At 46.2% G+C, this 23,747-nt stretch carries 26 protein-coding genes and 1 riboswitch; of the genes, 18 read left to right on the top strand and 8 right to left on the bottom strand.

All coding sequences use genetic code 11. The features are described from left to right. The first annotated feature begins 303 nt into the window (after positions 1–303). Positions 304–1,641: a coproporphyrinogen III oxidase family protein gene (locus tag EKG38_RS19205; RefSeq protein ID WP_126522084.1), complete on the top strand. Its 1,338-nt coding sequence runs from the start codon at positions 304–306 to the stop codon at positions 1,639–1,641. 177 nt (positions 1,642–1,818) lie between these two features. Here the strand turns inward: EKG38_RS19205 and EKG38_RS19210 are convergent, their stop codons facing one another. Further along, positions 1,819–2,169 (bottom strand): hypothetical protein, encoded by a 351-nt coding sequence (locus tag EKG38_RS19210; protein WP_246033222.1) that lies wholly within the window; start codon positions 2,167–2,169, stop codon positions 1,819–1,821. A 124-nt stretch (positions 2,170–2,293) separates the two neighbouring features. Between EKG38_RS19210 and EKG38_RS19215 the strand changes: the two genes are divergently transcribed. After that, complete coding sequence (locus EKG38_RS19215; RefSeq protein ID WP_126522085.1) at positions 2,294–3,166, top strand: LysR family transcriptional regulator; 873 nt, start codon at positions 2,294–2,296, stop codon at positions 3,164–3,166. A 45-nt stretch (positions 3,167–3,211) separates the two neighbouring features. Here the strand turns inward: EKG38_RS19215 and EKG38_RS19220 are convergent, their stop codons facing one another. After that, on the bottom strand, positions 3,212–3,421 hold the full coding sequence (locus tag EKG38_RS19220; RefSeq protein WP_126522087.1) for a hypothetical protein: 210 nt from the start codon (positions 3,419–3,421) through the stop codon (positions 3,212–3,214). Between the two features lie 313 nt (positions 3,422–3,734). Between EKG38_RS19220 and EKG38_RS19225 the strand changes: the two genes are divergently transcribed. The 3 genes from EKG38_RS19225 (at position 3,735) to EKG38_RS19235 (ending at position 6,999) form a co-directional block, all read left to right on the top strand. Further along, the gene (locus EKG38_RS19225; protein WP_126522089.1) at positions 3,735–4,292 is read left to right on the top strand and encodes a GNAT family N-acetyltransferase; all 558 of its coding nucleotides are present in this window, start codon (positions 3,735–3,737) and stop codon (positions 4,290–4,292) included. A 91-nt stretch (positions 4,293–4,383) separates the two neighbouring features. Continuing rightward, positions 4,384–5,223: a PfkB family carbohydrate kinase gene (locus EKG38_RS19230; protein WP_126522091.1), complete on the top strand. Its 840-nt coding sequence runs from the start codon at positions 4,384–4,386 to the stop codon at positions 5,221–5,223. A 318-nt stretch (positions 5,224–5,541) separates the two neighbouring features. After that, entirely contained in the window at positions 5,542–6,999 is a 1,458-nt protein-coding gene (locus EKG38_RS19235) for a sensor domain-containing diguanylate cyclase (protein WP_126522094.1), read from the top strand. 19 nt (positions 7,000–7,018) lie between these two features. Here the strand turns inward: EKG38_RS19235 and EKG38_RS19240 are convergent, their stop codons facing one another. The 4 genes from EKG38_RS19240 to EKG38_RS19255 form a co-directional block, all read right to left on the bottom strand. Further along, a complete protein-coding gene (locus tag EKG38_RS19240) occupies positions 7,019–7,570 on the bottom strand; it encodes a hypothetical protein (protein ID WP_126522096.1) in 552 nt (183 codons plus the stop codon). 202 nt (positions 7,571–7,772) lie between these two features. Next, entirely contained in the window at positions 7,773–9,056 is a 1,284-nt protein-coding gene (locus tag EKG38_RS19245; RefSeq protein WP_126522098.1) for an ATP-binding protein, read from the bottom strand. 34 nt (positions 9,057–9,090) lie between these two features. Further along, positions 9,091–9,819 (bottom strand): response regulator, encoded by a 729-nt coding sequence (locus tag EKG38_RS19250; RefSeq protein ID WP_281277010.1) that lies wholly within the window; start codon positions 9,817–9,819, stop codon positions 9,091–9,093. 72 nt (positions 9,820–9,891) lie between these two features. Then, entirely contained in the window at positions 9,892–10,344 is a 453-nt protein-coding gene (locus EKG38_RS19255) for a CC0125/CC1285 family lipoprotein (protein WP_012144736.1), read from the bottom strand. A gap of 484 nt (positions 10,345–10,828) precedes the next feature. On the opposite strand from EKG38_RS19255, the gene EKG38_RS19265 reads away from it, so the two are divergent. Then, positions 10,829–11,527 carry an MOSC domain-containing protein gene (locus EKG38_RS19265; RefSeq protein WP_126522100.1) on the top strand — a complete coding sequence of 233 codons (699 nt, stop codon included), beginning with the start codon at positions 10,829–10,831 and terminating at the stop codon, positions 11,525–11,527. A gap of 67 nt (positions 11,528–11,594) precedes the next feature. Beyond that, complete coding sequence (locus EKG38_RS19270) at positions 11,595–11,918, top strand: DUF4870 domain-containing protein (RefSeq protein ID WP_126522227.1); 324 nt, start codon at positions 11,595–11,597, stop codon at positions 11,916–11,918. 84 nt (positions 11,919–12,002) lie between these two features. Here EKG38_RS19270 and EKG38_RS19275 read toward each other — a convergent pair whose 3' ends face one another. Both EKG38_RS19275 and EKG38_RS19280 read right to left on the bottom strand, forming a co-directional pair. Beyond that, positions 12,003–13,919, bottom strand: coding sequence for a methyl-accepting chemotaxis protein (locus EKG38_RS19275; protein WP_126522102.1), 1,917 nt, complete (start codon positions 13,917–13,919; stop codon positions 12,003–12,005). 297 nt (positions 13,920–14,216) lie between these two features. After that, entirely contained in the window at positions 14,217–15,866 is a 1,650-nt protein-coding gene (locus EKG38_RS19280) for an electron transfer flavoprotein-ubiquinone oxidoreductase (RefSeq protein WP_126522104.1), read from the bottom strand. A 227-nt stretch (positions 15,867–16,093) separates the two neighbouring features. After that, positions 16,094–16,228: riboswitch (molybdenum cofactor riboswitch) on the top strand. Here EKG38_RS19280 and moaA point away from each other — a divergent pair. From moaA to EKG38_RS19335, 11 genes are all read left to right on the top strand, one after another. Continuing rightward, complete coding sequence (moaA, locus tag EKG38_RS19285; RefSeq protein ID WP_126522107.1) at positions 16,216–17,196, top strand: GTP 3',8-cyclase MoaA; 981 nt, start codon at positions 16,216–16,218, stop codon at positions 17,194–17,196. (Overlaps the previous riboswitch by 13 nt.) A 181-nt stretch (positions 17,197–17,377) precedes the next feature. Beyond that, entirely contained in the window at positions 17,378–17,902 is a 525-nt protein-coding gene (gene moaB / locus EKG38_RS19290) for a molybdenum cofactor biosynthesis protein B (protein WP_126522109.1), read from the top strand. An 80-nt stretch (positions 17,903–17,982) separates the two neighbouring features. Next, the gene (gene moaC / locus EKG38_RS19295) at positions 17,983–18,459 is read left to right on the top strand and encodes a cyclic pyranopterin monophosphate synthase MoaC (RefSeq protein WP_012144729.1); all 477 of its coding nucleotides are present in this window, start codon (positions 17,983–17,985) and stop codon (positions 18,457–18,459) included. A 9-nt stretch (positions 18,460–18,468) separates the two neighbouring features. Then, on the top strand, positions 18,469–18,720 hold the full coding sequence (gene moaD / locus EKG38_RS19300) for a molybdopterin synthase sulfur carrier subunit (RefSeq protein ID WP_012144728.1): 252 nt from the start codon (positions 18,469–18,471) through the stop codon (positions 18,718–18,720). Positions 18,721–18,722: 2 nt separating this feature from the next. Next, on the top strand, positions 18,723–19,187 hold the full coding sequence (gene moaE, locus EKG38_RS19305) for a molybdopterin synthase catalytic subunit MoaE (RefSeq protein ID WP_185826906.1): 465 nt from the start codon (positions 18,723–18,725) through the stop codon (positions 19,185–19,187). A gap of 49 nt (positions 19,188–19,236) precedes the next feature. Then, the gene (gene modA / locus EKG38_RS19310) at positions 19,237–20,052 is read left to right on the top strand and encodes a molybdate ABC transporter substrate-binding protein (protein ID WP_126522231.1); all 816 of its coding nucleotides are present in this window, start codon (positions 19,237–19,239) and stop codon (positions 20,050–20,052) included. A gap of 3 nt (positions 20,053–20,055) precedes the next feature. After that, positions 20,056–20,736: a molybdate ABC transporter permease subunit gene (gene modB / locus EKG38_RS19315; RefSeq protein ID WP_126522111.1), complete on the top strand. Its 681-nt coding sequence runs from the start codon at positions 20,056–20,058 to the stop codon at positions 20,734–20,736. Further along, complete coding sequence (locus tag EKG38_RS19320; RefSeq protein ID WP_126522113.1) at positions 20,717–21,826, top strand: ABC transporter ATP-binding protein; 1,110 nt, start codon at positions 20,717–20,719, stop codon at positions 21,824–21,826. Before modB ends, EKG38_RS19320 begins: the two co-directional genes overlap by 20 nt. Before the next feature lie 137 nt (positions 21,827–21,963). Next, positions 21,964–22,323: a NirD/YgiW/YdeI family stress tolerance protein gene (locus EKG38_RS19325; RefSeq protein WP_126522115.1), complete on the top strand. Its 360-nt coding sequence runs from the start codon at positions 21,964–21,966 to the stop codon at positions 22,321–22,323. 155 nt (positions 22,324–22,478) lie between these two features. Beyond that, positions 22,479–23,015 carry a PepSY domain-containing protein gene (locus EKG38_RS19330; RefSeq protein ID WP_126522117.1) on the top strand — a complete coding sequence of 179 codons (537 nt, stop codon included), beginning with the start codon at positions 22,479–22,481 and terminating at the stop codon, positions 23,013–23,015. Between the two features lie 9 nt (positions 23,016–23,024). Continuing rightward, a complete protein-coding gene (locus EKG38_RS19335) occupies positions 23,025–23,702 on the top strand; it encodes a response regulator transcription factor (RefSeq protein WP_126522119.1) in 678 nt (225 codons plus the stop codon). Positions 23,703–23,747 lie beyond the last annotated feature (45 nt).

A 23,747-nucleotide genomic window follows, 5' to 3' on the forward strand; every position in this document is an offset into this window, starting at 1 on the left:
ATCCTTCAGATAGGAGCGGCTTTAGTGCGAATGTTTTATAAGAAGATTTGAATGCTTTACGCAAGAGCAGTTTTCAGTCACTCAGTTGTGTTAATCGCTAAAACATGACTTGCTTAACAAAAACCTCTAGATTTCCTTGTTAGGTGACAGTAACTTATAACCAGTTCACGTTTTGGAACCTTCTCAAATGATACTTTTATACCTCAAAGTGGTTTTTTTATTTACCGGGTATCATTCGTAAATTTAGAGTGTTTTTCTTCAATTTTCTGACGCTACTCATAGATGGCTCAGGTAGGAATCTTTATGTCTTCAATTATTCAAACGGCTAGCAGTGAAATCATTAAACCTTATGAGGCTGATATCACTGTGCCCAACTGGATGCTTAGCTCTATGGAGCGAGTGATGCAGTTCTATGTGGATAAGAATCTACGACTGGATACTCAGTCTGCCGACATGATGCCTGCGCCGGTTGAAGGCAAGAAGTATATGCTCTATGCACATATTCCTTTCTGTCATACGCTCTGCTCGTTTTGTACCTTCCATCGTTTTATCTTCAAAGAAGATAAGGCGCGAGCCTATTTCGTCTCCCTCAGAAAAGAGATGGATATGGTTAAGGCGCTAGGCTATGACTTCGAGTCTATGTACATTGGCGGTGGCACCACGACTGTACTGGAAGATGAGCTTGCCCGCACTATTGAACATGCCAAGACGCTATTCCCGAGCATTAAAGAGGTCTCCTGTGAGTCGGACCCTCAGCATCTGGATAGCCCAGGCTTTAAACAGCTCGAAGGTCTCGTAGACCGTATGTCTATCGGTGTTCAAAGCTTCAATGATGATATCTTGGCGATGACCGGCCGTATCGAGAAGTTTGGCTCGGGTCAGCAGACCTTCGATAAGATTATGGCGGCGAAGGAGCTGTTTCCGATCATTAACGTGGATCTGATCTTTGGTTTCCGCGGACAAACCGATGAAGTGATTCAATATGATCTGGATATGGCAGCGAAACTCGATCCACGTCAGATCACGACCTATCCTCTGATGATCACCCACCAGACCCGTAAGAGTGTGAAGGGTAAACTGGCAGCTCCTCAAGGTGATATGGCACGCCAGTATCGTCAGATCCTCAATAGTCTGAATGGGCAATACAACCAGCTTTCAGCCTGGGCGTTTGGTAAGACTAACAACGAAGGGTTCGATGAGTATGTCATCGATTATGATGAGTACTTAGGTGTTGGCTCTGGGTCATTCAGTTTCCTGGATGACACCCTATATGTGAACAATTTCTCACTACGAAAGTACCAGGAGAATATCGCAGCGGGCCGCATGGGCGTAGAGCAACAGAAGAACTACAGTAAGAAAGATGTGATGCAGTATCGCTTCCTGCTGGGCATGTTCTCCGGTCGCCTCTCCCGTAAGTATTTCCGTGAGACCTTCGGGGTAAACTTAGACACGGCGCTGTTTAAAGAGATGACCTCGATGAAGGTGATTGGCGCAATTAAGAACGACCCGACCGATCCGGATAATCTCATCGTCACCGATAACGGTAAGATGATGGGCCTGTTGATGATGAAAGAGTTCTACTCAGGTATGGATAATGTGCGCGCTCAACTGCGTAAGCCGCTGAAGCCTTGTGACATGTAGTCTGTATACTCTGAACTAAAAGGTTGAAGCTTTGCTTCAACCTTTTTTTTGTCTTCAGTATTGTTAGCTAACGATGCTTTATCAGGACACAAGCAATAGTCATTTCTCTATTTAAGCCCCACTAAGAGTTCTGCGGTGACTACTGCCGTCGAGGTGGTGAGGTTTAGTTAACTTAATTCAACTGCTTAGCGTGAGTTTTGATGATTGTTGTTGGGGGGGGAAAACATCTATGGCAACGGTGTTGGGCTCTATTAAGCTGATTAGGTGGGTGAGTGAAGCCGTTGGTGCCATTAGAGCGTTGGAGTTGTGGGCGGCCTCGACGCTATCCCAGTAATAGAGTTGTAACCATTGGCTAGGAGCTCCAGACTCTTCAGTGTTTATTTCTGTGGTCTCTTTTAATGAGAGAGATTGGTACCTGAAACCAGGGACTTTTTCTAAGTCGGATACCATCTGTGCTACTGCATTAACCATTTGTCGTTGCTCTATACCGGCCTTCGCTGTCCAGCTTACGGTTTCTATCGTGTACATCAGCTACTTCCCTTATTTATCCGTTTTTGTATGAATTGATATTGTGTTGCGGAGAGTCTAATTGTTATTGTGAGGAAGATAATCTACCGTTTAATTAATTATTAATTTCTTAAAAGGAAATAATGTGGGGCCATTTGAGAAGGCACAGATGTTCAAGCTCGTGGTTGATATGGGGTCAATGGTGGCGGTGGCTAAGGCTCTGAATATCAGCCCATCGGCAGTGAGCAAACGGCTGGCAGAATTGGAGGCGAGTCTGGGAGTTCAGCTGCTTAAGCGTTCTACGCGTAGCTTGGCAGTAACGGAAGCCGGAGAGCACTTCTATCGAGAGGTGCGACACATAGGTAGTCAGTGGCAAGCTTTGATGGATGAGACCGTCTCCTTGGGAGAGTCACCTAGCGGTAGCCTTACAGTTGCCGCGCCTGCACCTGTCCTGAGTCGAGTATTGATGCCCATGTTACCAGGATTTAATGCCAGATATCCCGATATCAAGCTGGTATTGCAGTCGGTTGATTACGACAGCCTCCCTCTGCGAAGTGCTGATATCTCTCTGGCAAGACATATTGATAACTTTGATTCGGGGACGTTCGTTGGTGTAGCGCTTTGTGATTACCATAATAGCCTGTTTGCCTCACCTGAGTATGTTGCTCGCAATGGGATGCCTGAGACCTTGGAGCAACTGCAGGGGCATACATGTCTCTGTTACGGTAAAGAGAGCAAATCTTCTGTTTGGCAGTTCTCAAGTGGTGAAAGCGTAGAAGTTAATGGCACCTTAGTGAGTGATAATACTGAGGTGATTGTCGAAGCTGGCGTGCAGGGGATAGGTATCGTTTATATTCCGCAGATGATAGTGCAGAGGGAGCTGGATAGTGGGCGCTTAATACCGATCTTGAGTCAGGCCACGAGCCAGCATTTCTCGATGTGGGGCTATTATCAAAAGCTCTCTTATCTTCCTGTTAAAATTCGGACTTTTGTCGATTATTTTCGTCAGTCTTGGTAGTGGCCTTTTGGGAAGCGATCAATCAAGCTGCTGGATTCAGCTTACCTACTCCGATCGTGCGTACCAAGTTGCCTGCTTACCGGAGAGCTTGAGCCACTTTTCTAGGCTAACGACTTCGTTGCGTATCTGCCTGATGAAGGGGTCATCGTAGTTGAGGCGATCAAACTCCTGCAGACAGGCTTGATAGCGCTTGAGTTTGCTCTCAGGAGAGCCTGCAAGCTCAAAATATTCTTCCAAATTAATTATTGAGTCCATTCAACAATCCTACATCCGTTGTGAAACTCTATATTAGCCATTTAAATTGAAGATTAGGAGGTAGTGGAAACGGATTGAATGAGTTGAGCCAATATCAATTTTCATTAAGTGTTTGAAAATTAGCTGCCTGCTCGTTTTCTCTTCTCTTCGTTAATCATATTTCGTTGGCCATATCTGGCAGGGTATTGAGAGATCTCTTACAAAAAGACGGGTTAACCTCACCTACTAATGGCTGGAAGGCTTCGTAAGGTCTTGTTGCTAAAATTTTCTTTTCAGGTAGTTTGGAAGCTTGATATACGTTTTGGAGTTGTAAATGAAACCACTGTTCCAGACTGAACGCATTATTTGCAGAGAGTTCGAGTCTGCCGATCTTGAGGCATTTGCCGAGTATCGTGCCCTACCAGAGGTCGCGCGTTATCAGAGCTGGAGTGAGTACAGTTATCAGGATGCGTTGACTCTATATGACAATATGAAGAAAGTGCCCTTCGCTACTGTGGGTCACTGGTTTCAATTGGCGATTGTGACTAAAGGAGATAAAGATTCTCAACAGATGCTGGGGGATCTTGCCGTCCATTTTATCGATGGAGAGCAGATTGAGATTGGCTTCACCTTTGCCCCGAATTTTCAGGGGCAAGGCTATGCATCTGAGGCTGTTTTAGGGCTGTTGGCTTATCTGTTCAGCGAATTAAAACCCCATCGGGTTATTGCAACTACAGACTGTGACAATGTTCCTTCGTGGTTATTGCTCGAGCGGGTAGGGCTTCGTCGAGAGGCGCATTTCATCGAAAATATTTTCTTTAAAGGGGCTTGGGGCAGCGAGTTTCAGTATGCCATGCTAGCCTCCGAGTGGAGAACGGGGTTTGAAGGCTAGTGAGCTAACGCTCTTTTCTACTATTTGGGAATATGCGTCTAGCTTGTATTCCTTTACCATCATTAGATGATACCTATTTTCTGGAGCCTCAATGGCTAATATCCTTCTGGTTGCTAACTTGAATTGTGATCGAATCCTAGAGCTCGATAAACCTCTGCAGACGGGTGGGCGATTTCACTATCAAGATGGAGGACAAAGGTTGGGTGGCGGTGGAGCCAATACCGGGCTGGGACTGGTGTGGGCAAAACATAGGGTTGCATTAGTAAGCCAGGTCGGTCGCGATAAGATTGGTGATTGGTTGCTTGCCGAAGCAAGCACTCAGGGGATCGATTGTCACCTTATTCAGCGCCATGAGGAGAGCAGCTGTGAGATGTTGTTGGTGATGACTCCCGATGGCGAGCGAACCATTATTCGTCCACAAAGGCCTGTCTTTGAGCTGCCGGCTCCTCCTGTCTGGGATCAATGGGATGCCGCATATTTTAATTCATCGGCAGAAGGCTCGGTGAGTTGGGCTAAAACGGCGTTGAATCATTGTTTAGTACTGGCACAACTTGCTAAGGATGAGCGTCTCAGACCCTGCCATATTTTGATCGCTTCTAAAACCGATATGCAGGGACGAAGTGAACTTTCTAATTGGGAGTATGGCAAGAGTATTGCCGGTGAGTCGCTAAAATACTTTATCGTGACCGATGGGGCCGATGGCGCGTATTTGTATACTCAGGACGGATGCCAAACCGTCCAGGCGGTGACATCTGACGTAGTCGATACAACCGGGGCGGGGGATGCCTACGCTTCCGGACTTATCCATGGGTTAGTGACAGGTCTAACAATTATCGATTCGATGAATGAGGGCGCGATCTGGGCCGCATTTGCCGTTGCGACGCCGAGCTCTATTCCCGGAGCCGCACTGAAACAGTACCTGAATGGGTGAGCTCAGGCTATCGGCTTAATGCTATAACTTTGCTTAGCAGAGAAGGGCGCCTGTCATAAATTTATCATTTCCCGGTCATTTGCCTGTGACATCCGCCCTTTATTGTTTGCGATATGGATTCCCCTAATGGTCTCCTTTCATAGTTTTTAGCTGTTTTTCATCTGTTTGCCCCGTTCCTCAAACGGGGCATTTTTTTATCCGATTAACTTATCGTTTCATGTCCTGACTCATTTACGACTATGCTTAAATTCAATGCCATAGATTCGGTATTTAGTGGGGGACATGCCATGTGGAAGGTAAGCAATAGGATAATTGTAGATGGGTAAGACAATTTGGAATGATAAGAGAAAATTCGTCTGGATCCTTTCCGTTCTGCTCTTTGGTGCTTTCATCGCGACCAGCGGGATCAGTTATCAGGTTGCGCATAGTTCCCTGAGTGCGCAAATTGAAGAAAATACCTTACCCCTGACCAGTGACAATATCTATTCGGAAATTCAACAAGACCTGTTGCAACCCATATTCATCTCTTCACTGATGGCACAAGATACTTTTGTTCGTGATTGGGCGATTAATAAAGAGCAAGGTCCCGAGAAGCTGATCCATTACCTTAGAGAAATTCAAGACAAGTACGATACCGTGACCAGTTTTTTCGTATCTGAAAAAACCAGAAATTACTATCACTCTTCAGGCATTCTGAAACAGATCAAAGACATTGATCCTGAAGATGCATGGTATTTTCGGGTTCGGTCACTCGCCAGCTCAGAACTTTACGAAATTAATATAGGTCCAGGTTCCACCGACGCCAAGCAGACTGTCGTGTATGTGAATTATAAGGTCTTTGATTTTGAAGGCGGATTTATTGGTATTACCGGGGTAGGTCTTGCGGTAGAGAGAGTGAGAACCTTGATTGAGCGATACGAGAAACGGTACAACAGGCATGTCTATTTTGTTGATCGAGAGGGGCGTATAACCCTTCATGGTGAGGCATTTTCCGGGGGGAAGACAATACAGGATACAGAGGGGGTGGATAAGTTAGCGACACGAATTCTGACCAGTCCGAGTGCGTCCCTGACCTATATGAGGGGTGGTAAAACGGTCTATCTCAATAGCCGTTTCGTCCCTGAGTTTAAATGGTACCTGATGGTTGAACAGGAGGAGGTCGATAGTGAGAAGAAATTATTAACCACCTTTTGGGCGAATCTTGCCATCAGCTTTATTGTGACTATCGGTATTTTAATGGTCGCAAACTTAACCTTGGGGCGTTACCAGAGAAAACTGGAGTTTATGGCTTCGACAGATAAACTGACGGGTGTTGCCAATCGGCAAATATTCGAAGAGTATTTTGCAAAGGCGATGGCCGAGGCCGATGAGAGCGAGTCTCCGGTTTCAATTATATTGCTCGATATCGATCTCTTTAAGAGGGTGAATGACACTTATGGCCACAACATAGGTGACTTGGTGATTAAAACGGTGAGCAGCGTATTGAAAAACCAGCTAAGAGAGAAGGATGTGGTTTGTCGCTGGGGAGGGGAGGAGTTTCTGCTATTGCTACCCAACCTGGAGTTAAGTCACGCCGTCGACGTCGCGGAGCGGATCCGGGGAAAGATTGCCAAGCGAAAGATCAGGGTCAATGAGCATGAGATTTGTGTGACAGTGAGCTCTGGCGTTGCGGAATATAATCACACCGAGAAACCCAATGAGCTGATAAATCGTGCCGATGTTGCTCTTTACCAGGCAAAAGAGTTGGGGCGTGATCAGGTGGTTCTATCCCATTGAGTGGGGGTTATTCCCTGCCTTAATTGCAGGCTGCCGATTCAATATTTGAATGACGTTGAGGCCCAGCTATAAGGGTCTTGTTGAAAACGACTCTTGCCGTGAAAGATTCTGAGCCATTCCGCTCTTTTAGTTTACTGATAAAGATCTGATTATTTTTATCTTGAGCAATGGAGACATCGGTGGAGGCATATATATTGTCGGCCTTGTTTAAGGATGTGATATCAAATTTCTGGGAACCAAACGGGCTTGAATCAAACGGGCTAAAATCAAATTGGCCTTCATACACACTCAATTGGCTCGTCGGCTGTCCCTTAGCATGATTGAACCCCATCACTACGATTCCATTTTCGTAGCTCACAATGAGCGCCGTGTGAGTGATATCTATGAGGTGAATCGGGTGGCTATGGTTCTTGAAATTGAGAGCTAAAGCTTGCCGCCTATGATGATACTCTTCGAGGCTGTTACCTATATCATCCGGCGCAATCAGGTGCGGCGCTATCAGAGGAGCTTGTGCCTCCTTGTTGCTAAGCGTTGCGGCGATTAGCATTGTGGTGAGAATAACAGATTTCATATGGCCTCCTGCATTGAAAGTTCATTATGCTGAGGATATAAAAGCTAAACCAGAATGAGTATGTATGAGTTTGTATGCCTATCCCAGACATAGGCCGAATCCATTCTCTAGAGAAAAGGTACGGTGCAAGTAGGCTTTAATGGCGACTCATTAACAGAGTGATGGAGGAGGCTTGTACATGTTTATAGCCTTCGGGTGAGGGTTATAATGGCAGCTTGATATTGAAACAGGCTCCGCCCATCTTGCTGTCAGAGATGTAGATGCGACCCTTGTGCTGCTTTATGATCTGCTTAGTGATCGCTAAACCCAGTCCATGTCCGCCGCTTTGTCTGTCTCTCGACTTATCAAGGCGAACGAAGGGATCAAAAATTGAATCTCTCTCTTTAACGGGAATATTAGGGCCGTCATTTTCAATAGCAATGTGAAGTTCTTCCGGGCTTGCCTGTAGCGATATTCTTACCTCAGAAGCGGCGTATTTATAGCCATTACGGATGACATTCCCCAGTGCGCGCTGCAGTGCTCTCACTGATACCGGGGCGATGCAGTTATCTCTGACATCCAGTGTGAGTTTAGCCTCGGTTTCAAACTGAAGGTGGTTAAGCTGCTTTTCCAGCAGGCTTCCTATGTCGGTAGGTTCCAATGCTAAGCTGGTATCCAGGCGTTCCAGCTTAGAGAAGTGCAGTAGCTCTTCGACCATGCTGTTGAGTTCATTCAGATCCGATTGGATCCCTTCCAGATGAGGCATTTGGTCGGGGCGCACCTTTGAATCATCGAGCATATCCAGATTACATTGAATGCGGAAAATGGGTGTTCTGAATTCGTGTGCAACGGCGTTAGTCAGGTTTCGGTTACTACTGATAAGTTGTGAAATTCGGTCGGCCATAATATTGAAAGTTTGATTTAGTTTACCCACGTTATGGAACATCTTGGTCGATGCCCTGGCGGTAAAATCGCCATCGGCGAAGGCGATATAGGTTTTCTCCAACCGACGTAACCTTCTGGCTAGAAAGAAGAGCACGATAAAGGTGATGATAGCGAGTGCCGTACAGATCTCAATTAGTGTAAGCCACTCCTTATCACTTATCTGCTGCATAAAAGGAGAGCTCATATCAGAAGCTACCCGATAGACTTTTTTCTTATCGCCAAAGGTGAAGTAGGCAATATTCTCATCGGCATCTTCGATAAAAAAATGTCTCTCTGAGAGGTGAGATTTTATCTCATCACTAATTTCAGAACTTGTTGTTTCATATGTCTCTAAGGTTAGGTGCATCTTCTCCGTGAACTTTTTAAATGAACGCTCGGCTTGGGCTTGGCCTTTGAGTTCGGCGATCTTTGTCAGTAGACCTGCGGTTGCCGAGATGTCATTGCCGAATGAAATTTCTTCAATCTCATCGGTAGAGAAAAGCTCAAACTGATCCATCGCTATCATGGCGATAAAAAAGGTGATTAAGATGATTCCATAAGATAACAGAAACAGTCGCTTCATCGGTTTTCCTAACGATTAATAGATCTTGATACCATTACCAACGGTCCGGTACAAACAGATAGCCCTTAGCCCTGACTGTGATAATTTTTCTGGGAAGGGCTGGGTTGTCGCCGAGCTTCTTGCGTAATACCACTATCTTGTTATCTATGGTGCGATCTATGCCATCGTATTCGATACCGCGAATCGTCTTGACCAAGAAGTCACGGGATAAGACTTCGTCGGCATGGGTCGCGAGTAACCACAACAGATCGAACTCACTGCTGGTGAGCTTGGCATCGAGTTTTGCCAGGCGACACTGTTTACGCTGATTATCCAGATAGAGCTCACCAAATGTGAGCTCTTTAGATATTGGCTTTGTACAGTCGGTATTGCGCCTGAGTAGCATGCGTAGTCTGGCGAGAAGTACCCTAGGTTGCACAGGTTTGACGACAAAGTCATCGGCGCCCATCTCGAGTGCGGCGACCTGATCCATATCGTCTTCACTGGCGGTAAGAAAGAGCAGCTTGCCACTGTATTGAGGTTGGATTTGACGACAAATCGTAAAACCATCCACATTCGGCAGCATAAGGTCGAGGATCACAATATCAGGCTGTTTATCAATGATGGTGGCGACGGCATCGGCACCATCATTGACGCAAGTGACCCGAATATGTTGCTTCTCTAAGTAACATGAAAGCAGTTCACTGATCTTCTCATCATCTTCAACGAGTACGGCGGTTATATTGTTCATCTCTTCCGGGGGCTGCTGCGATATCTTTGGCAAATTTAGCACTCCTTGTCGGTATCCGACAGAATTATTGTCAGTAAATTGAGCTATAGGTACCAAATCTTTAAACTAGCTATCGAATTTAATCTTGTTAAGAATGTAGCGTGTATCGTAAACCCGTGACGTTTTTTCTGTTTTCTCGGTTAATCCGGTGACTTCGACGATGACAGAGGTTTCATTTTCGATATTCCCTAAACTATATAACCAGTCATCGCCCTTAAAGCCGACACCACCACTGGCTACCGTGTCTTTGTTGTTTTGCTCACTGCTGAGAACAAAGTAAGGATAGTTGGCGCCATCGGCTAACTCGGCGGCTTTTCGCAGCATATATTTTCTGGCAAGTGCACGATCGGTATGAGTGTTTCCGACAAAGCCGATTTGCCAGCTATCTTCGGCGATCTGGGTGATATCGAAGCCCTTGCCGAAACTCCAAAACGATTTTTGGGTATCGTAGGAGGTGGCGCAGCCAGAAACGGATAAAATAACAAATGTGCAGATCGCAATGCGGCGAATAAAGTTCATAATCTAGCCTTAAGTAAGCTGGTCGTTTAATATTGGTACCATTATCTTTGTTGGTTCAGTTGAGAAACAGACTCACTTTGTATGGATATGTCGGCTTTGTGTTTGAGTGTGCAGAGTCATACCAATCGGTATAAAGGTGTGGTCACTCAGCGAGAATTTAGCGCTTGTGAGGCAAGGTCATTAATTGCTCCTGCATAAATGACATTTGCAACATCCATGTTGCTCGCAGCGAGTGAGGAACATAGTTATTCTACGTTTAAGCTCGTTAACGCCGTATCACAAGTGCAAAAACTCGCCTTTCAGGAGTGTTTTTGGCAGCCTACTTCCGTGTTGAATGAGTTCAAAAGGGATCACCATTCCCTCACTCTTTCGCCTTGAATTATGCAGCCAAAAATAACTCTGAGTTGACCACTTTCTTATTCCGATTGGTATCATAGGTCGAATTTTTGTTTATTTTTGTTTAATAATAATGGAGAAGAATTAGATGTCGAAAGGTGTACTCGTCAATCGGCTGTCTGGACTGTATCTGGGCAGTGAGACCCGTCTTGAGTCTGGAATTCCCAGCGGCATAGATCAAAAAATTGCTGCTACCGAGTTGGATGTCAGGATTGAGACGGTATTAGGGGATGCACAGGCCGATCCTCGTCACCACGGCGGGCCGGATCGTGTGTTACATCATTTTCCCCGTGAGCATTACGGGCAATATCGTCGCTGGGATATGATGGCTCAGTTTAAGGATGCCCCTGCGATGGGGGAGAACATCAGCACTGTTGGTTTGGATGAGAGCCAGGTCTATATCGGTGATATTATCGCTATTGGAGATGTTGAGCTGCAGGTGACTCAACCCAGATCGCCATGTTTCAAGTTAAATAAACAGTTTGGTCATAAAGAGTTTGCTTATGCTATGCAGACCAGTGGTCTATGTGGCTGGTTCTATCGTGTGCTTAAGCCCGGTCAAATATTTCATGATAATGGCGTCTCATTGATCGAGCGTCGCAGTGACATCAGCGTTCGGGAAGCGATGACTCTCTATTTTGCACCTGAGTTTGATGCTCGCGCCTATGACAGGCTGGCTTCCTGTGAAGGCCTTGCTGCCTCTTGGGTAAATAGCTTACAAAGAAGATTAGACACTCAAAAAATTGAGGACTGGCAGATGCGTCTGTTTGGTCCGCAATCAGGTTAAATCATTTATTCAGGGAGAGGAAAAGGTGACAGATCAAACGCAAGCGTTGACGCAAGATGAGAAAAACATGGGGATCGTGGTACATGTCGCCAGTTTTGCCGGTTACATCATACCGTTTGGAAGCGTACTCGGACCCTTGATCGTTTGGCTGATGCAGCGGGAGATCCCGTTTGTCGATGAGTGTGGGCGTAATTGCCTAAACTATAAGATCAGCATGATGATCTATGTGATGATTAGTGTTGTACTGATGTTTGTGGGTATAGGCTTTATTCTGGTTGGATTTTTGGCGGTACTCGATATCGTGCTGACGATTATTGCAGCTATGAAGGCCAGTGAGGGAATATGTTACAAGTACCCCTTGTCGATAAAATTCTTAAAAACCAGCCATTAAGATTCTATCATTTAAGTGTACAGAATTTTCTTAAGTCCCTAGGTTCTAGAACCTAGGAACTTAAGTTCATGAACTCAAACTGTTTTATACCTTAAAGCCCGCCACCAAAGTGTCCAAACGATGAGCTAGTTGGTTGAGTGATTGGCTCGCTTGAGCAACAGCTTCAGACGTGTCAGCAGTTCTTTGTGTAATGTCACTGATCTCGGTGACATTACGGTTGATATCTTCAACCACGGTTGACTGTTCTTCAGTCGCTGCAGCCACCTGAATGTTCATGTCTGTAATTTGACCAATTTGCTCACTGATCCCCGATAGCGACTGACTCGCCTCATCGACGGCTGTTACACCTTCAATCGAGCGAGAACGACTCTGCGTCATGGCGTCGACCGCTCTGCTGGCCTCAGACTGCAACTTATCGATCATGATCTGTACTTCGTTGGTCGACTCTGCCGTGCGTGAGGCAAGGTTACGAACTTCATCGGCAACGACTGCAAATCCACGGCCCGCTTCACCTGCTCGTGCCGCTTCGATTGCGGCGTTAAGCGCGAGTAAGTTGGTCTGCTCAGATACGGCGCGGATTACATCTAAAATACCGCCAATCGACTTAGTATGAGTCGCTAAAGATTCAATGACCTCTCCGACTTGTTCTACATCATTCGACAGTTGGTTGATTGTATCGCGAGCACGTGTGACGACAACCTGACCTGTATTGGATTCTGTATCGGCATTTTTTGCGGTATCGGCGGCCTGAGCGGCATTACCGGCGATTTCGTTAACCGTTGCTCCCATCTCATTGATGGCGGTAACGACCATCATGGTCTGATCTTTCTGTAATTGACTATCGGATAGGGTTTGCTGTGCCTGATTGGCGACATCTTTAGCCGATAGGCTTAATTGCTCACTGGTTTCGGTTACTTCAATAATAGAGGCTTGGATTTTACTGATGAAGCTGTTAAACCCTTTTGCGAGCTGAGTGAGTTCATCATTCCCTTCGACGGGGAGGCGTTGACGCAAGTCACCTTCACCTTCACCAATATCTTGCAACATAGAGGCGACGACTGAGATGGGGCGACTGACTGAGCCGGCAACAAAAGTGGCCAATACGATAAAGCCTGCGGCAATCAGCAGTGTCCAGATTAAGATCTTGTAGGCCGATTCTTCAAGCAGGGCAAAAACTTCACCTTCCGGTACCTGTGCAACCAAATACCAATCCATCGATGGGATATAACTACTGGCGACAAGCATAGTCTCACCATCGACTTCGGTTTTTAATAAACTAAAGTCGCTGCGATTAAGCAGGCTATTGGTGTTGCTGTCTTGATAGAAGCTATTGAGATCGGCACTGCCGATTTTAGACGTATCTTGGTGTAATTTTACCTGGCCTTTAGCGTCGACAAGGTAGACAAAGCCCGTCTTTTCAATTTTAAAGGAGGCGAGTAACCTGACCATATCATCGAGTGACTTCGCCAGACCGACTAAGCCACGGCCATTAGGTTGTTGATAGTTGATGAACAGCTTCACATCGCCATTAGCTTCGGTAAAGACATTGAGCATGCGCTCTGTGCCACTGTTTTTATAATCGAAGAACCAGCCATCTTGAGAGGGAGTGAGCTCACGCAAGAAACCGTCCTGAGTATAATAGGCGGCAGTTTCGCGATCTGCGAATGATGCTTGTGCCAAACCATACTGCTGGCTGATATCTTTAAGCTGGTTAGTGACTAAGCTTTCACTTTCTGCAGGTCGTCCATCTTCTAACCATTGGATTAACATGCGGCTATTTGCAAGTTGCTCGGCGGCATTCATTAAGGTTGAAATATCGAGTTCAACCTTGTTGCGGATCTGCTGTAGCATGTTTGGCATCTCAGAGCCTAGCATTCTCTGCTCTACAATGTCCTTCGCACTGCGCTGACTGAGCACCCCGACCAGAATAGTGGATAACAACACGGCGAGCGTCACCGTAAGCAATATCTTTTGTTTAATTGTGAGCATATTAAATTTCATAGTTAGCAACCTGCTTATTTCTGAACCGATTGGAATTCGGTTACCAAAGTCATGGAGCCTGTGATCTGGTAATAAAAAATAGGTAATCCTAAACAGTATTATCGAGCCGTTTAGATATTAGTTTAGTAGGATTTTGGATTTTTTTTCTGAAAGAAAAATTAGCGTTTGCTTGTTTTGTAACGCTTTTATTAGAGAAGAGAAGTATGGTTATTTTTTGACTTGATTGCAACGCTTTATTTGGGGTCTTCGTTGAAAAGCGCGCACATGTGTGCGCGCTTTGATTTGTAATTTATTGAACTACATATTGGGGTAGTTTGGTCCACCGCCACCTTCAGGGGTGACCCAGATGATATTCTGGCTGGGGTCTTTGATATCGCAGGTTTTACAGTGAATGCAGTTTTGAGCATTGATCAGAAACTTGCTTTCACCTTCCTCTTCGATAACTTCGTAAACCCCTGCAGGACAATAGCGCTGAGCGGGTTCATCAAACTTAACTAAGTTTACGTCGATAGGAATGCGTGCATCTTTCAGTCGAAGGTGACATGGCTGATCTTCTTCGTGAAAGGTATTTGACAGGTAAACTGAAGAGAGTTTATCGAAACTCAGCTTTCCGTCAGGTTTGGGGTAATCGATCTTACTATAGCTGTTTACGTCTGCCATTTGAGTATGATCGGGTTTCTCATCCCTTAAGGTGATAGGAAATTTACCATCGAACCAATTTTGGTCAATATAGTTGAAGGCGCCACCGAGGTAGGTACCAAATTTATGCATTGCCGGGCCGAAGTTACGTGATTTATATAACTCATCCTGTAACCAGCTCTCTGTGAACCTGTCATTGAAGCAGTCGAGATCTTTACCCCCCTCAACCCCAGCCAGAAGCGCCTGTGCGATTGTTTCTGCCGCCAACATGCCGCTCTTCATTGCGGTGTGAGTACCTTTGACCTTAGCAAAGTTCAAGGTACCGGCATTACAACCAATAATAAGCCCCCCGGGGAAGCTCATCTTAGGCAGAGAATTTAAGCCACCCTTAGTGATAGCGCGTGCGCCATAACTTAAGCGTTCACCCCCGGCTAAGAATTTTGAGATGACCGGGTGAGTCTTATAACGCTGGAACTCATCGAATGGGCTCAGGTGTGGATTTTGGTAATTCAGATCGACAATAAGGCCCACTGCGATTTGATTATCTTCAAGATGATAGAGGTAACCACCACCCGATGCGCCTTCTGTTAACGGCCAGCCGCCAGTATGAACTACCTTACCTTGTTCATGCTGTTCGCTTGGGACTTTCCAGATCTCTTTAAAGCCTAAGCCGTAGTGTTGTGGCGTCTTGCCATTATCTAAGTGGTATTTCTCGATGAGTTGCTTGCCTAAATGGCCCCGGCAACCTTCACCGAAGACAGTGTATTTTGCGTGAAGCTCCATGCCTGGCTCAAAGCTGTCTTTAGGCTCTCCATCGGCACCAATACCCATGTCACCTATTAAGATACCCTTTACACTGCCATCTTCATTAAAAAGCAGTTCACTTGCCGGAAAGCCCGGAAATATTTCGACGCCAAGCTCTTCGGCGCGTTCGGCGAGCCAGCGAGCCAGGTTGCCTACGCTGATAAGGTAGTTACCTTCATTATGCATAGTTTTGGGCAGAAGAGAGTGAGGCATGGCGCGTGAATCTGTCGCCGAACTCAACATATGGATTTCATCAGATTTGACGGCTGTGTGAAGTGGTGCGCCATTTTTATGCCAGTCGGGGAATAGCTCACCCAACACTTTAGGCTCAAATACCGCGCCTGAAAGAATATGAGCTCCAACCTCCGAGCCTTTTTCTACAACACAGACAGTAATTTCCTGACCACTGTCTTTCGATACCTGCATTAGTCGACACGCTGTAGCCAGTCCCGCGGGGCCGGCTCCAACGATGACGACATCAAACTCCATCGATTCGCGTTCCATCACTTCACCTCTAGTCTGTCACTTCTCCCCGTTAAACGGGTGTTTTAATCAGTCCTTCCACCATACCGCAAAAATGAGCAATGGCACAGAGTTTAAACAGTGATTGCCGTCGGTCTGATACTAATTATGTATGTGAAGGGTGTCACAAAATGTTAACGCCTGATTGATCTTAAGCAAGGAATACAGCATTTCCGCTATGGATTGAATTTGAAATAGGTCTATAATCAGCCCTGACGGTTCTCCGAGCTTTTTGTCCTACGTCAACAGATACGGACGCTAAGCCGTGGCAATAACGCCACCGGGGTGTGAACAGAAATGCTCTCACCTCCCCTTACTTGGAAAGGTGATCATGTCCCAACTACAAGACAAATTTGGTCGAAGATTTCACTATTTGCGTATGTCTGTTACCGACGTTTGCAATTTCAAATGCACTTATTGCCTCCCTGACGGTTATCGCCCAGATGGACGATCTAAATTTCTCGCGTTAAGCGAAATAGAAAATCTGATCGCCGCTTTTTCAGAGGTCGGTACTCAGAAGATCCGTATCACAGGTGGCGAGCCCACTCTGCGTAAAGACTTTACCGATATCATTCGAGCGGTTGCCGACAACGATAAGATTAAGACCATTGCGACGACAACCAATGGCTATCGTTTAGAAAAACATGCTAAAGAGTGGTATGACGCCGGGTTGAGACGGATTAACGTCTCGGTCGACAGTTTAGACCCTAAGATGTTCTATCAGATCACCGGCGAAAATAAGTTCGATGAAGTGATGCGCGGGATTGATGCCGCACTCGAAGCCGGTTTCGAGCGGGTGAAAATTAATGCCGTACTGCTCAAAGGGCTGAACGATAAAGATCTGCCACGTTTTCTGCACTGGATTAAACATACCCCGATAGACTTGCGTTTTATCGAGTTGATGGAAACGGGTCTCGGGCACGATTACTTTCAAGCACACCACTTGGCTGGAGCCGATATAAAGTCGCAGCTCGTCGAACAGGGCTGGACCTATGATCAGCCTGCAGCCGATGATGGTCCCGCTCAGAATTTTAGTCATGAGGATCACAAAGGCCGCATCGGCTTGATCATGCCTTATGAGAAAAACTTCTGTGCAAGTTGTAACCGTTTACGGGTCTCTGCAAACGGCAAACTCCACTTATGTCTGTTTACCGAAAATGGCGTCGATCTCCGAGACCTGCTTCAACATGAGAGTCAAAGGGCTGAGCTTGTTGAGCGTCTTCATGGACAACTCGCACAGAAAAAAGAGACTCATTTCCTCCACGATGGCATCACAGGTGTGACTCAGCATTTAGCTTCCATCGGCGGCTAATCGATGAAAGGGGGGCAAACTTATACTTTTTATAAGTGCCGCCCCAAAATGACTCTGTGTTTCACATCTATCGGTAGTTAATCATTTCATGAGCTGCTTCAAGTACTTGATGCAGGGTGATGAGTATAATTTCGTCGTTAAACATAGAGTTACTATCAACTACAGTTTAAGAGATTAATTTATGGGACACTGCACTAATACCCAATTTGTACCATTAAACATCGCTGTGCTCACCTTGTCTGATTCCCGTGACTTTAGCCGGGATACCTCCGGACAATTTCTGGAAGATAATCTGCTCGAGGCCGGTCATACACTTGTCGACCGTAAGTTGATAAAAGATGATAAATACGAGATCCGCTCTGTATTGTCTCAATGGATAGCATCGGATGAGGTGCAGGTCATTATCACTACCGGCGGAACCGGATTTACCGTGCGTGATAATACTCCTGAAGCGGTCAAACCCTTGTTCGATAGAGAAATTGAGGGCTTTGGAGAGCTGTTTCGTCATGTCACTTATACCGAATTAGGCACAGCGACGGTGCAGTCGAGAGCACTGGGTGGTTTTGCTAACCAGACCGCTATCTTTTGCCTGCCGGGTTCGACCGGAGCTTGTCGTACCGGGTGGACCAAAATAATCAAAGAACAGTTAGATGCAACACATAGACCCTGTAATTTTGTGATGCATGTGAAAAAAATATCGGGTTAAGTCGTAGTCTCGGTAATGCTAAGTAGCAATACCGAGTGAGTTTTCTATTTGAATTGCGTTAATGTAAAAGGTCAAAACTGATGTCGAATGAATTTACTCATATCAACGCCGATGGCAATGCTCATATGGTTGATGTGACCGAAAAAGCGGTAACTGAAAGAGAAGCCAGAGCGGAAGCCTATATCGAAATGGCAGCTGATACCCTGGAGATGATCATGAGCGGTAGCCATCACAAGGGTGATGTGTTTGCGACGGCTCGTATTGCAGGTATTCAGGCTGCAAAGAAGACCTCGGATCTTATTCCACTGTGTCATCCCTTGATGTTGACTAAGGTGGAGGTCGAACTTGAGGCTCAACCTGAATTTAACCGCGTGCGTATCACCAGCCTGTGTAAGCTTTCGGGTAAGACTGGTGTTGAGATGGAAGCATTAACGGCAGCATCTGTTGCGGCTTTGACCATCTATGACATGTGCAAAGCGGTTCAGAAAGATATGGTGATCTCACAGACGCGTCTGTTAGAGAAGCGTGGCGGTAAGTCTGGTCATTTTAAGGTATAGAGATTAGTTATGATAAACGTATTATTTTTTGCGCAGGTTAGAGAATTATTGGGCGAAAGTGGTCTTCAGGTCGAAGCGACCGATGAATTGAGCTCTGCAGAGACTCTGCGCGCAGCACTCGCTGCCAAAGATGAAAAATGGGGCCGAGTGTTAGCCTCCGATAAGTTGCTTGTTGCCGTAAACCAAACCATCAGTAGTTGGGACACGCCAGTGCAAGATGGCGATGAAGTTGCCTTTTTCCCGCCAGTTACCGGGGGCTGATCATGTCCTCGAATATGAATAAGGTTCTGGTACAAACTGAAGATTTTAGCGTACCTGAAGAGTACGCTCTGATTGCCGATGATAACAGTGATGGAGCAGTGGTCACTTTTGTCGGTAAGGTCAGAGATTTTAATGATGGCAGTGTGGTTACCGATCTGACGCTGGAGCATTATCCAGGCATGACAGAAGCCGTATTAAACCAGATTGCCGTAGAAGCGCGTGAGCGCTGGCCGTTAAATAATGTGACCATTATTCATCGTGTAGGCACTATGGCACTGGGTGAGCAGATTGTGTTTATCGGTGTGACCAGTGCTCACCGTAAAGCGGCATTTGCAGCTTGTGAGTTCTTGATCGACTTTCTTAAAACCAAGGCTCCTTTCTGGAAGCTGGAAGCCGGTGAAAGTGGTAAGAGCTGGGTAGAAGCTAAAGACGCCGATGAGCAAGCGGCTAAGATGTGGAATAAGTAGCTTTTACTTGGGTTATCTTTAAGGCTTGGCATATTTCGGGAAGGAAATGATGAGGAAGTTGAAAGGGCTGGTTGCGCTTTGTGTTGCAAGTTTACTCTTGTGTTCAGGTGTTATGAGTGTGCAAGCTGCGGGTCGCGATATACCTGCGATTGCGGCGGCATCTAATATTAAGTTTGCTCTCGATGAAATTGCCAGACAGTTCACTCAAGATACCGGTGAAAAAGTAAGGATCTCTTACGGTTCCTCAGGTAATTTTGTGGCACAGATTAAACATGGCGCTCCTTTTCAAATGTTTATGTCGGCCGATGAAAAATATACCCATCAGTTAGCCCTATCTGGGGCGACGGTCGATGAAGGTGTGCTTTATGCGGTTGGACGATTAGCCATTGCGGCACCGAAAAATTCTCCGCTGGAGTTAGACTCGGAGCTCCGTGGCCTTAAGTCTCTAATGGAAGCCGGTAAGCTGCAACGTTTTGCCATTGCTAATCCGGACCATGCACCTTATGGCGAGCGTGCACGCGAGTTGTTGCAGAATATGGGTCTTTGGGAGTCTATTGAGCCTCAGCTCATCTATGGTGAGAATGTCTCGCAAGCGGCTCAGTTTGCCATCAGTGGCTCGACCCAAGGTGGTATCATTGCGCTCTCTTTAGCGATAGCCCCTCAATTTCAAAAGATGGGTCACTATCAGGCGCTGCCAGCCGAACTGCATGCTCCATTATATCAACGTATGGTGCTCACTAAAAAGGCGGGTACAACGGCTAAGGCATTCTATGCCTATCTGCAAACCGAGACTGCTCGTAAGATATTTAGCGAGTTTGGGTTTGGTTTACCAGACTCATCCCCCTTTACTAAGTCGGGTGATTAACGGATGGATTGGGAAGCGCTCTGGTTATCGATTAAGCTGAGTAGTGTCACCGTACTTATTTTGATCCCTTTCGCCATCTTGCTTAGCCGCTATCTGGCTTATCACCACTTTACCGGTAAGTCGTGGGTGGAAGCCTTGATCATGGTGCCATTGGTGCTGCCGCCCACAGTGATTGGATACTATTTGCTGGTGGGGCTTGGCAGTCAGTCATGGCTTGGACAGCTGCTGGAAGAGCTATTAGGCCATCAGCTGGTCTTTCATTTTTCCGGTTTGGTCGTTGCTTCCATTTTAGTCAATATTCCCTTCGCGGTTCAACCGATACAGCGTGCCTTCGAGGCGGTGCCTGAAGATGTTCGGGATGCGGCAGCGTGCTGCGGAATGAGTCGAATGAAGGTGCTTTTCAAGATTGAGCTCCCTATGGTGTGGCCTGGAGTGTTGACCGCTTTGGTACTGTGTTTCTCTCATGTCTTAGGCGAGTTTGGTGTCGTCCTGATGATGGGTGGTAATATCGCCGGAGAAACCAAGACCATCGCAATCTCCATCTATGACAGTGTGCAGGCATTCGATTTTACCAGTGCCGGGCAGATGTCTCTGGTGTTACTCGTTTTTGCTGTAACCGTATTGGCATTTACCACCAGTTTGTCCAGACGCATAGGAGCGGCGCATGTCTCAAGACGTCGGTGATCTTTATTGTCGTATTAAACAAGATAAGCAGATCAGGCTCGATGCTGAATTTACCTGTAAGGCTGGTGAGGTCATGGCGGTTGTTGGCCCTTCCGGTGGCGGTAAATCTACTCTGCTTCGAATGATTGCCGGTCTGAATCAACCGGAATCGGGTGAGATCCGCTACGGAGATACACCCTGGTTTAAAGGTGATGCTAAGGTTAACCTGACGCCTCAACAGCGGCATCTGGGTTATGTGCCTCAACATTTTGGCCTGTTTCCTAACTTAACCGCGCTTGAAAATGTAGTTGCCGCGCTAGATCATATTCCTAAGTCCGAGCGGATCCCCCGTGCTAAAGAGTGGCTGGAAAGGGTGAACCTTCATGGGTTGCCCGATCGTTTACCTGCCAACCTGTCCGGCGGACAAAGGCAGAGGGTGGCGTTGGCCAGAGCGCTGGCGCGAGAGCCGTCGGTACTCTTGTTGGATGAGCCATTTTCTGCCGTGGACAGAGAGACCCGTGAGCGTCTCTATCTTGAGCTGGCCAGACTTAAAGAACAACTCTCTATTCCCGTTGTCATGGTGACTCACGATCTTAATGAGGCGTTACTGCTTGCCGATAATATGATTTTGATAAGTCAGGGTAAGATGTTGCAACAGGGAATACCTCAAGAGGTATTGACTCGTCCTCGTAATGAAGCGGTTGCCAAGCAGATGGGGTTGCGTAACCTCTTCGATGCTCATGTGATTGCACAGGAGGAGGAGCGTCAGATCACCTGGTTGAAGTTTGGTGAACACCTGATAGCCAGCACCTACTTCGACAGCTTAGCCGTCGGGACTAAAGTGCGTTGGGTGATCCCAAATCAGGGCATACGATTTAACTCGATTAAACAGGGCAGACTCTGCCGCAGCTTTAATAAGTTAGATATCACCATAGACTCGATGTTGACTATGGGGGAAACCGTCAGAATCGTCGCAAGTGTTAAGGGAGTGCGTCATCAGATTAATGCCGAGGTGCCGCTGCATTTGGCATTAAAGCTTGAGTTGGCAAAAGGGGTTAATACAACAGTCGCCTTAAAGTCTGAGTTGATCCATATTCTAGAGCATCAATAGGTAAGACGTTATTTCCAGGCGATAGGTGGTAACCGATATTGCCTGATCTCATTTATGATCAAACATTAATCTGGTTTCCATCTCTCCTTTACAGTTAAACGCATAAGATTAGCCTTAACTTAAACGGAGAACTCAAAATGCCTAAAAAATTAACTGGCTCTATCATTTTATCTTGTGTATTAACCTTACCTGCATTCGCAGCCTATAACGGCCCAGGCGTTAATAGCCATGCAAACACGGCGGCTGAAGCTGGTAAAGCGAAAGATGACACCCCAGTAGAGTTGACTGGACATCTGGTTAAAAGCTTAGGCGATGAAAAGTACCTTTTCCGGGATACGACCGGCGATATTGAGGTCGAGATTGATGATGCGCTTTGGCGTGATATCGAGGTCTCCAGCGATACCACTGTAACACTCAGAGGCGAGGTCGATGATGAGTGGCAAGGTATCGAGATTGAAATTGACAGTATCGACCTGATTAACGAATCGGGTGTTTAGCCATTGAGTCATCCTATAGAGTCTGTAAGCATTGAAACTGCATCGACTCGGATAGGCTCAGTTGAAGTGAAATTGGCAGTAGAATTATCTGAACGGTAACGGTTTTTTCTTTATTGATATAAGATGAAACGAGTATAAATGATAACGGAGGAGCGATGGCTCGTTGGCTAGTTAGTTTAGTTCTTTTTTCAAGTACCGGTTTTTCGGGCGCATGTCTGGCTGGGGCCTCGGTATTGGAACTGCTCTCAGATGGGCAAAATATCTCTCCGCAAACATTTATGCTGCAAGTCGAGAAAGACTATCCCGGTGTAATAAGCGAATTTGAAATAGATGTCGAGAAGGGTGAGCTAATCTATGAGATTAGCGTAATAGATACCAGTGCTGAAACCATCACAGAATTTGAGTTCAGAGCCAAAGATGGCCGACTGATCCATCAACAGGTTGAGTCTTTAGAAGCAGATGACAAAGATGAGCTTAAAGCTGTGAGTGTGATGGAAGGTGAGTCATTAACTTTTAGTTATCTGGTTAAACAGGCGATGGCTGATAGCCAAGCGCATATTGTGGAAGCCCAACTGGATCACGACCTTAATATCAGCTATCTGGAGTTAAAACTGTTAGATGGAAACGGTAAGAGTAAGGTTGCATTCGATATTAAAACTCAACGTCCTCTACCAATGCTTAAATGGAACTAGGTTACCTGTATGAAAATTTTACTTGTTGAAGATGATGCAACCACCATCGAATATGTGGTTAAAGGCTTTATGGAGCAGGGGCATAATATCGAGACCGCAAGTGATGGTCATCAGGGCTTGCTTCTCGCGACGAGTATGAAGTATGACCTGGTGATATTAGATCGTATGCTACCTCAACTTGACGGGTTAAAGTTACTTGCAGCACTCAGGGCTACAGGGAGTCAGACACCGGTATTGATCCTTTCGGCCCTAAGCCATGTCGATGAGCGTGTAAAAGGCTTGAGAGCGGGTGGCGATGATTATATGACTAAGCCGTTTGCCTTCTCTGAGTTGCTTGTGCGTGCCGAAAAACTGATGCAGAGAGGCTTTTCTCAGCCTGCCGATACCGAGCTGTCCGTGGGAAACCTGGTGATGGAGTTGCTTACCCGAAAAGTGACCTTAGACGGCACCGAGCTTATGTTGCAACCTAAAGAGTTTCAACTGTTAAAGTATTTAATGGAACACCCAAACCAAGTTATTAGCCGCACATTGTTATTCGAAGCCGTGTGGGATTACCATTTCGACCCCCGTACCAATGTGATTGATGTTCATATCGCTAAACTCAGACGTAAATTTGAAGAGCTGGGATTTGGTGAGTTGATTGAAACCGTTCGAGGTGCAGGTTATCGCCTCCGCCAAGGGCATTAAGCCATATCAGAGTAGTGCCTGGCGCATTACCATTATCTTTTCGGC

This window comes from Shewanella canadensis, assembly GCF_003966225.1.
GTDB lineage: Bacteria > Pseudomonadota > Gammaproteobacteria > Enterobacterales > Shewanellaceae > Shewanella > Shewanella canadensis.

Excerpts from the sequence above, each read along its gene's own strand:
- EKG38_RS19205 (WP_126522084.1), top strand. The coding sequence starts at position 304 with ATGTCTTCAATTATTCAAACGGCTAGCAGTGAAATCATTAAACCTTAT.
- EKG38_RS19210 (WP_246033222.1), bottom strand. The coding sequence starts at position 2,169 with ATGTACACGATAGAAACCGTAAGCTGGACAGCGAAGGCCGGTATAGAG.
- EKG38_RS19220 (WP_126522087.1), bottom strand. The coding sequence starts at position 3,421 with ATGGACTCAATAATTAATTTGGAAGAATATTTTGAGCTTGCAGGCTCT.
- EKG38_RS19225 (WP_126522089.1), top strand. The coding sequence starts at position 3,735 with ATGAAACCACTGTTCCAGACTGAACGCATTATTTGCAGAGAGTTCGAG.
- EKG38_RS19230 (WP_126522091.1), top strand. The coding sequence starts at position 4,384 with ATGGCTAATATCCTTCTGGTTGCTAACTTGAATTGTGATCGAATCCTA.
- EKG38_RS19235 (WP_126522094.1), top strand. The coding sequence starts at position 5,542 with ATGGGTAAGACAATTTGGAATGATAAGAGAAAATTCGTCTGGATCCTT.
- EKG38_RS19240 (WP_126522096.1), bottom strand. The coding sequence starts at position 7,570 with ATGAAATCTGTTATTCTCACCACAATGCTAATCGCCGCAACGCTTAGC.
- EKG38_RS19245 (WP_126522098.1), bottom strand. The coding sequence starts at position 9,056 with ATGAAGCGACTGTTTCTGTTATCTTATGGAATCATCTTAATCACCTTT.
- EKG38_RS19255 (WP_012144736.1), bottom strand. The coding sequence starts at position 10,344 with ATGAACTTTATTCGCCGCATTGCGATCTGCACATTTGTTATTTTATCC.
- EKG38_RS19265 (WP_126522100.1), top strand. The coding sequence starts at position 10,829 with ATGTCGAAAGGTGTACTCGTCAATCGGCTGTCTGGACTGTATCTGGGC.
- EKG38_RS19270 (WP_126522227.1), top strand. The coding sequence starts at position 11,595 with ATGGGGATCGTGGTACATGTCGCCAGTTTTGCCGGTTACATCATACCG.
- EKG38_RS19275 (WP_126522102.1), bottom strand. The coding sequence starts at position 13,919 with ATGAAATTTAATATGCTCACAATTAAACAAAAGATATTGCTTACGGTG.
- EKG38_RS19280 (WP_126522104.1), bottom strand. The coding sequence starts at position 15,866 with ATGGAACGCGAATCGATGGAGTTTGATGTCGTCATCGTTGGAGCCGGC.
- moaA (WP_126522107.1), top strand. The coding sequence starts at position 16,216 with ATGTCCCAACTACAAGACAAATTTGGTCGAAGATTTCACTATTTGCGT.
- moaB (WP_126522109.1), top strand. The coding sequence starts at position 17,378 with ATGGGACACTGCACTAATACCCAATTTGTACCATTAAACATCGCTGTG.
- moaC (WP_012144729.1), top strand. The coding sequence starts at position 17,983 with ATGTCGAATGAATTTACTCATATCAACGCCGATGGCAATGCTCATATG.
- moaD (WP_012144728.1), top strand. The coding sequence starts at position 18,469 with ATGATAAACGTATTATTTTTTGCGCAGGTTAGAGAATTATTGGGCGAA.
- moaE (WP_185826906.1), top strand. The coding sequence starts at position 18,723 with ATGTCCTCGAATATGAATAAGGTTCTGGTACAAACTGAAGATTTTAGC.
- modA (WP_126522231.1), top strand. The coding sequence starts at position 19,237 with ATGAGGAAGTTGAAAGGGCTGGTTGCGCTTTGTGTTGCAAGTTTACTC.
- modB (WP_126522111.1), top strand. The coding sequence starts at position 20,056 with ATGGATTGGGAAGCGCTCTGGTTATCGATTAAGCTGAGTAGTGTCACC.
- EKG38_RS19320 (WP_126522113.1), top strand. The coding sequence starts at position 20,717 with ATGTCTCAAGACGTCGGTGATCTTTATTGTCGTATTAAACAAGATAAG.
- EKG38_RS19325 (WP_126522115.1), top strand. The coding sequence starts at position 21,964 with ATGCCTAAAAAATTAACTGGCTCTATCATTTTATCTTGTGTATTAACC.
- EKG38_RS19330 (WP_126522117.1), top strand. The coding sequence starts at position 22,479 with ATGGCTCGTTGGCTAGTTAGTTTAGTTCTTTTTTCAAGTACCGGTTTT.
- EKG38_RS19335 (WP_126522119.1), top strand. The coding sequence starts at position 23,025 with ATGAAAATTTTACTTGTTGAAGATGATGCAACCACCATCGAATATGTG.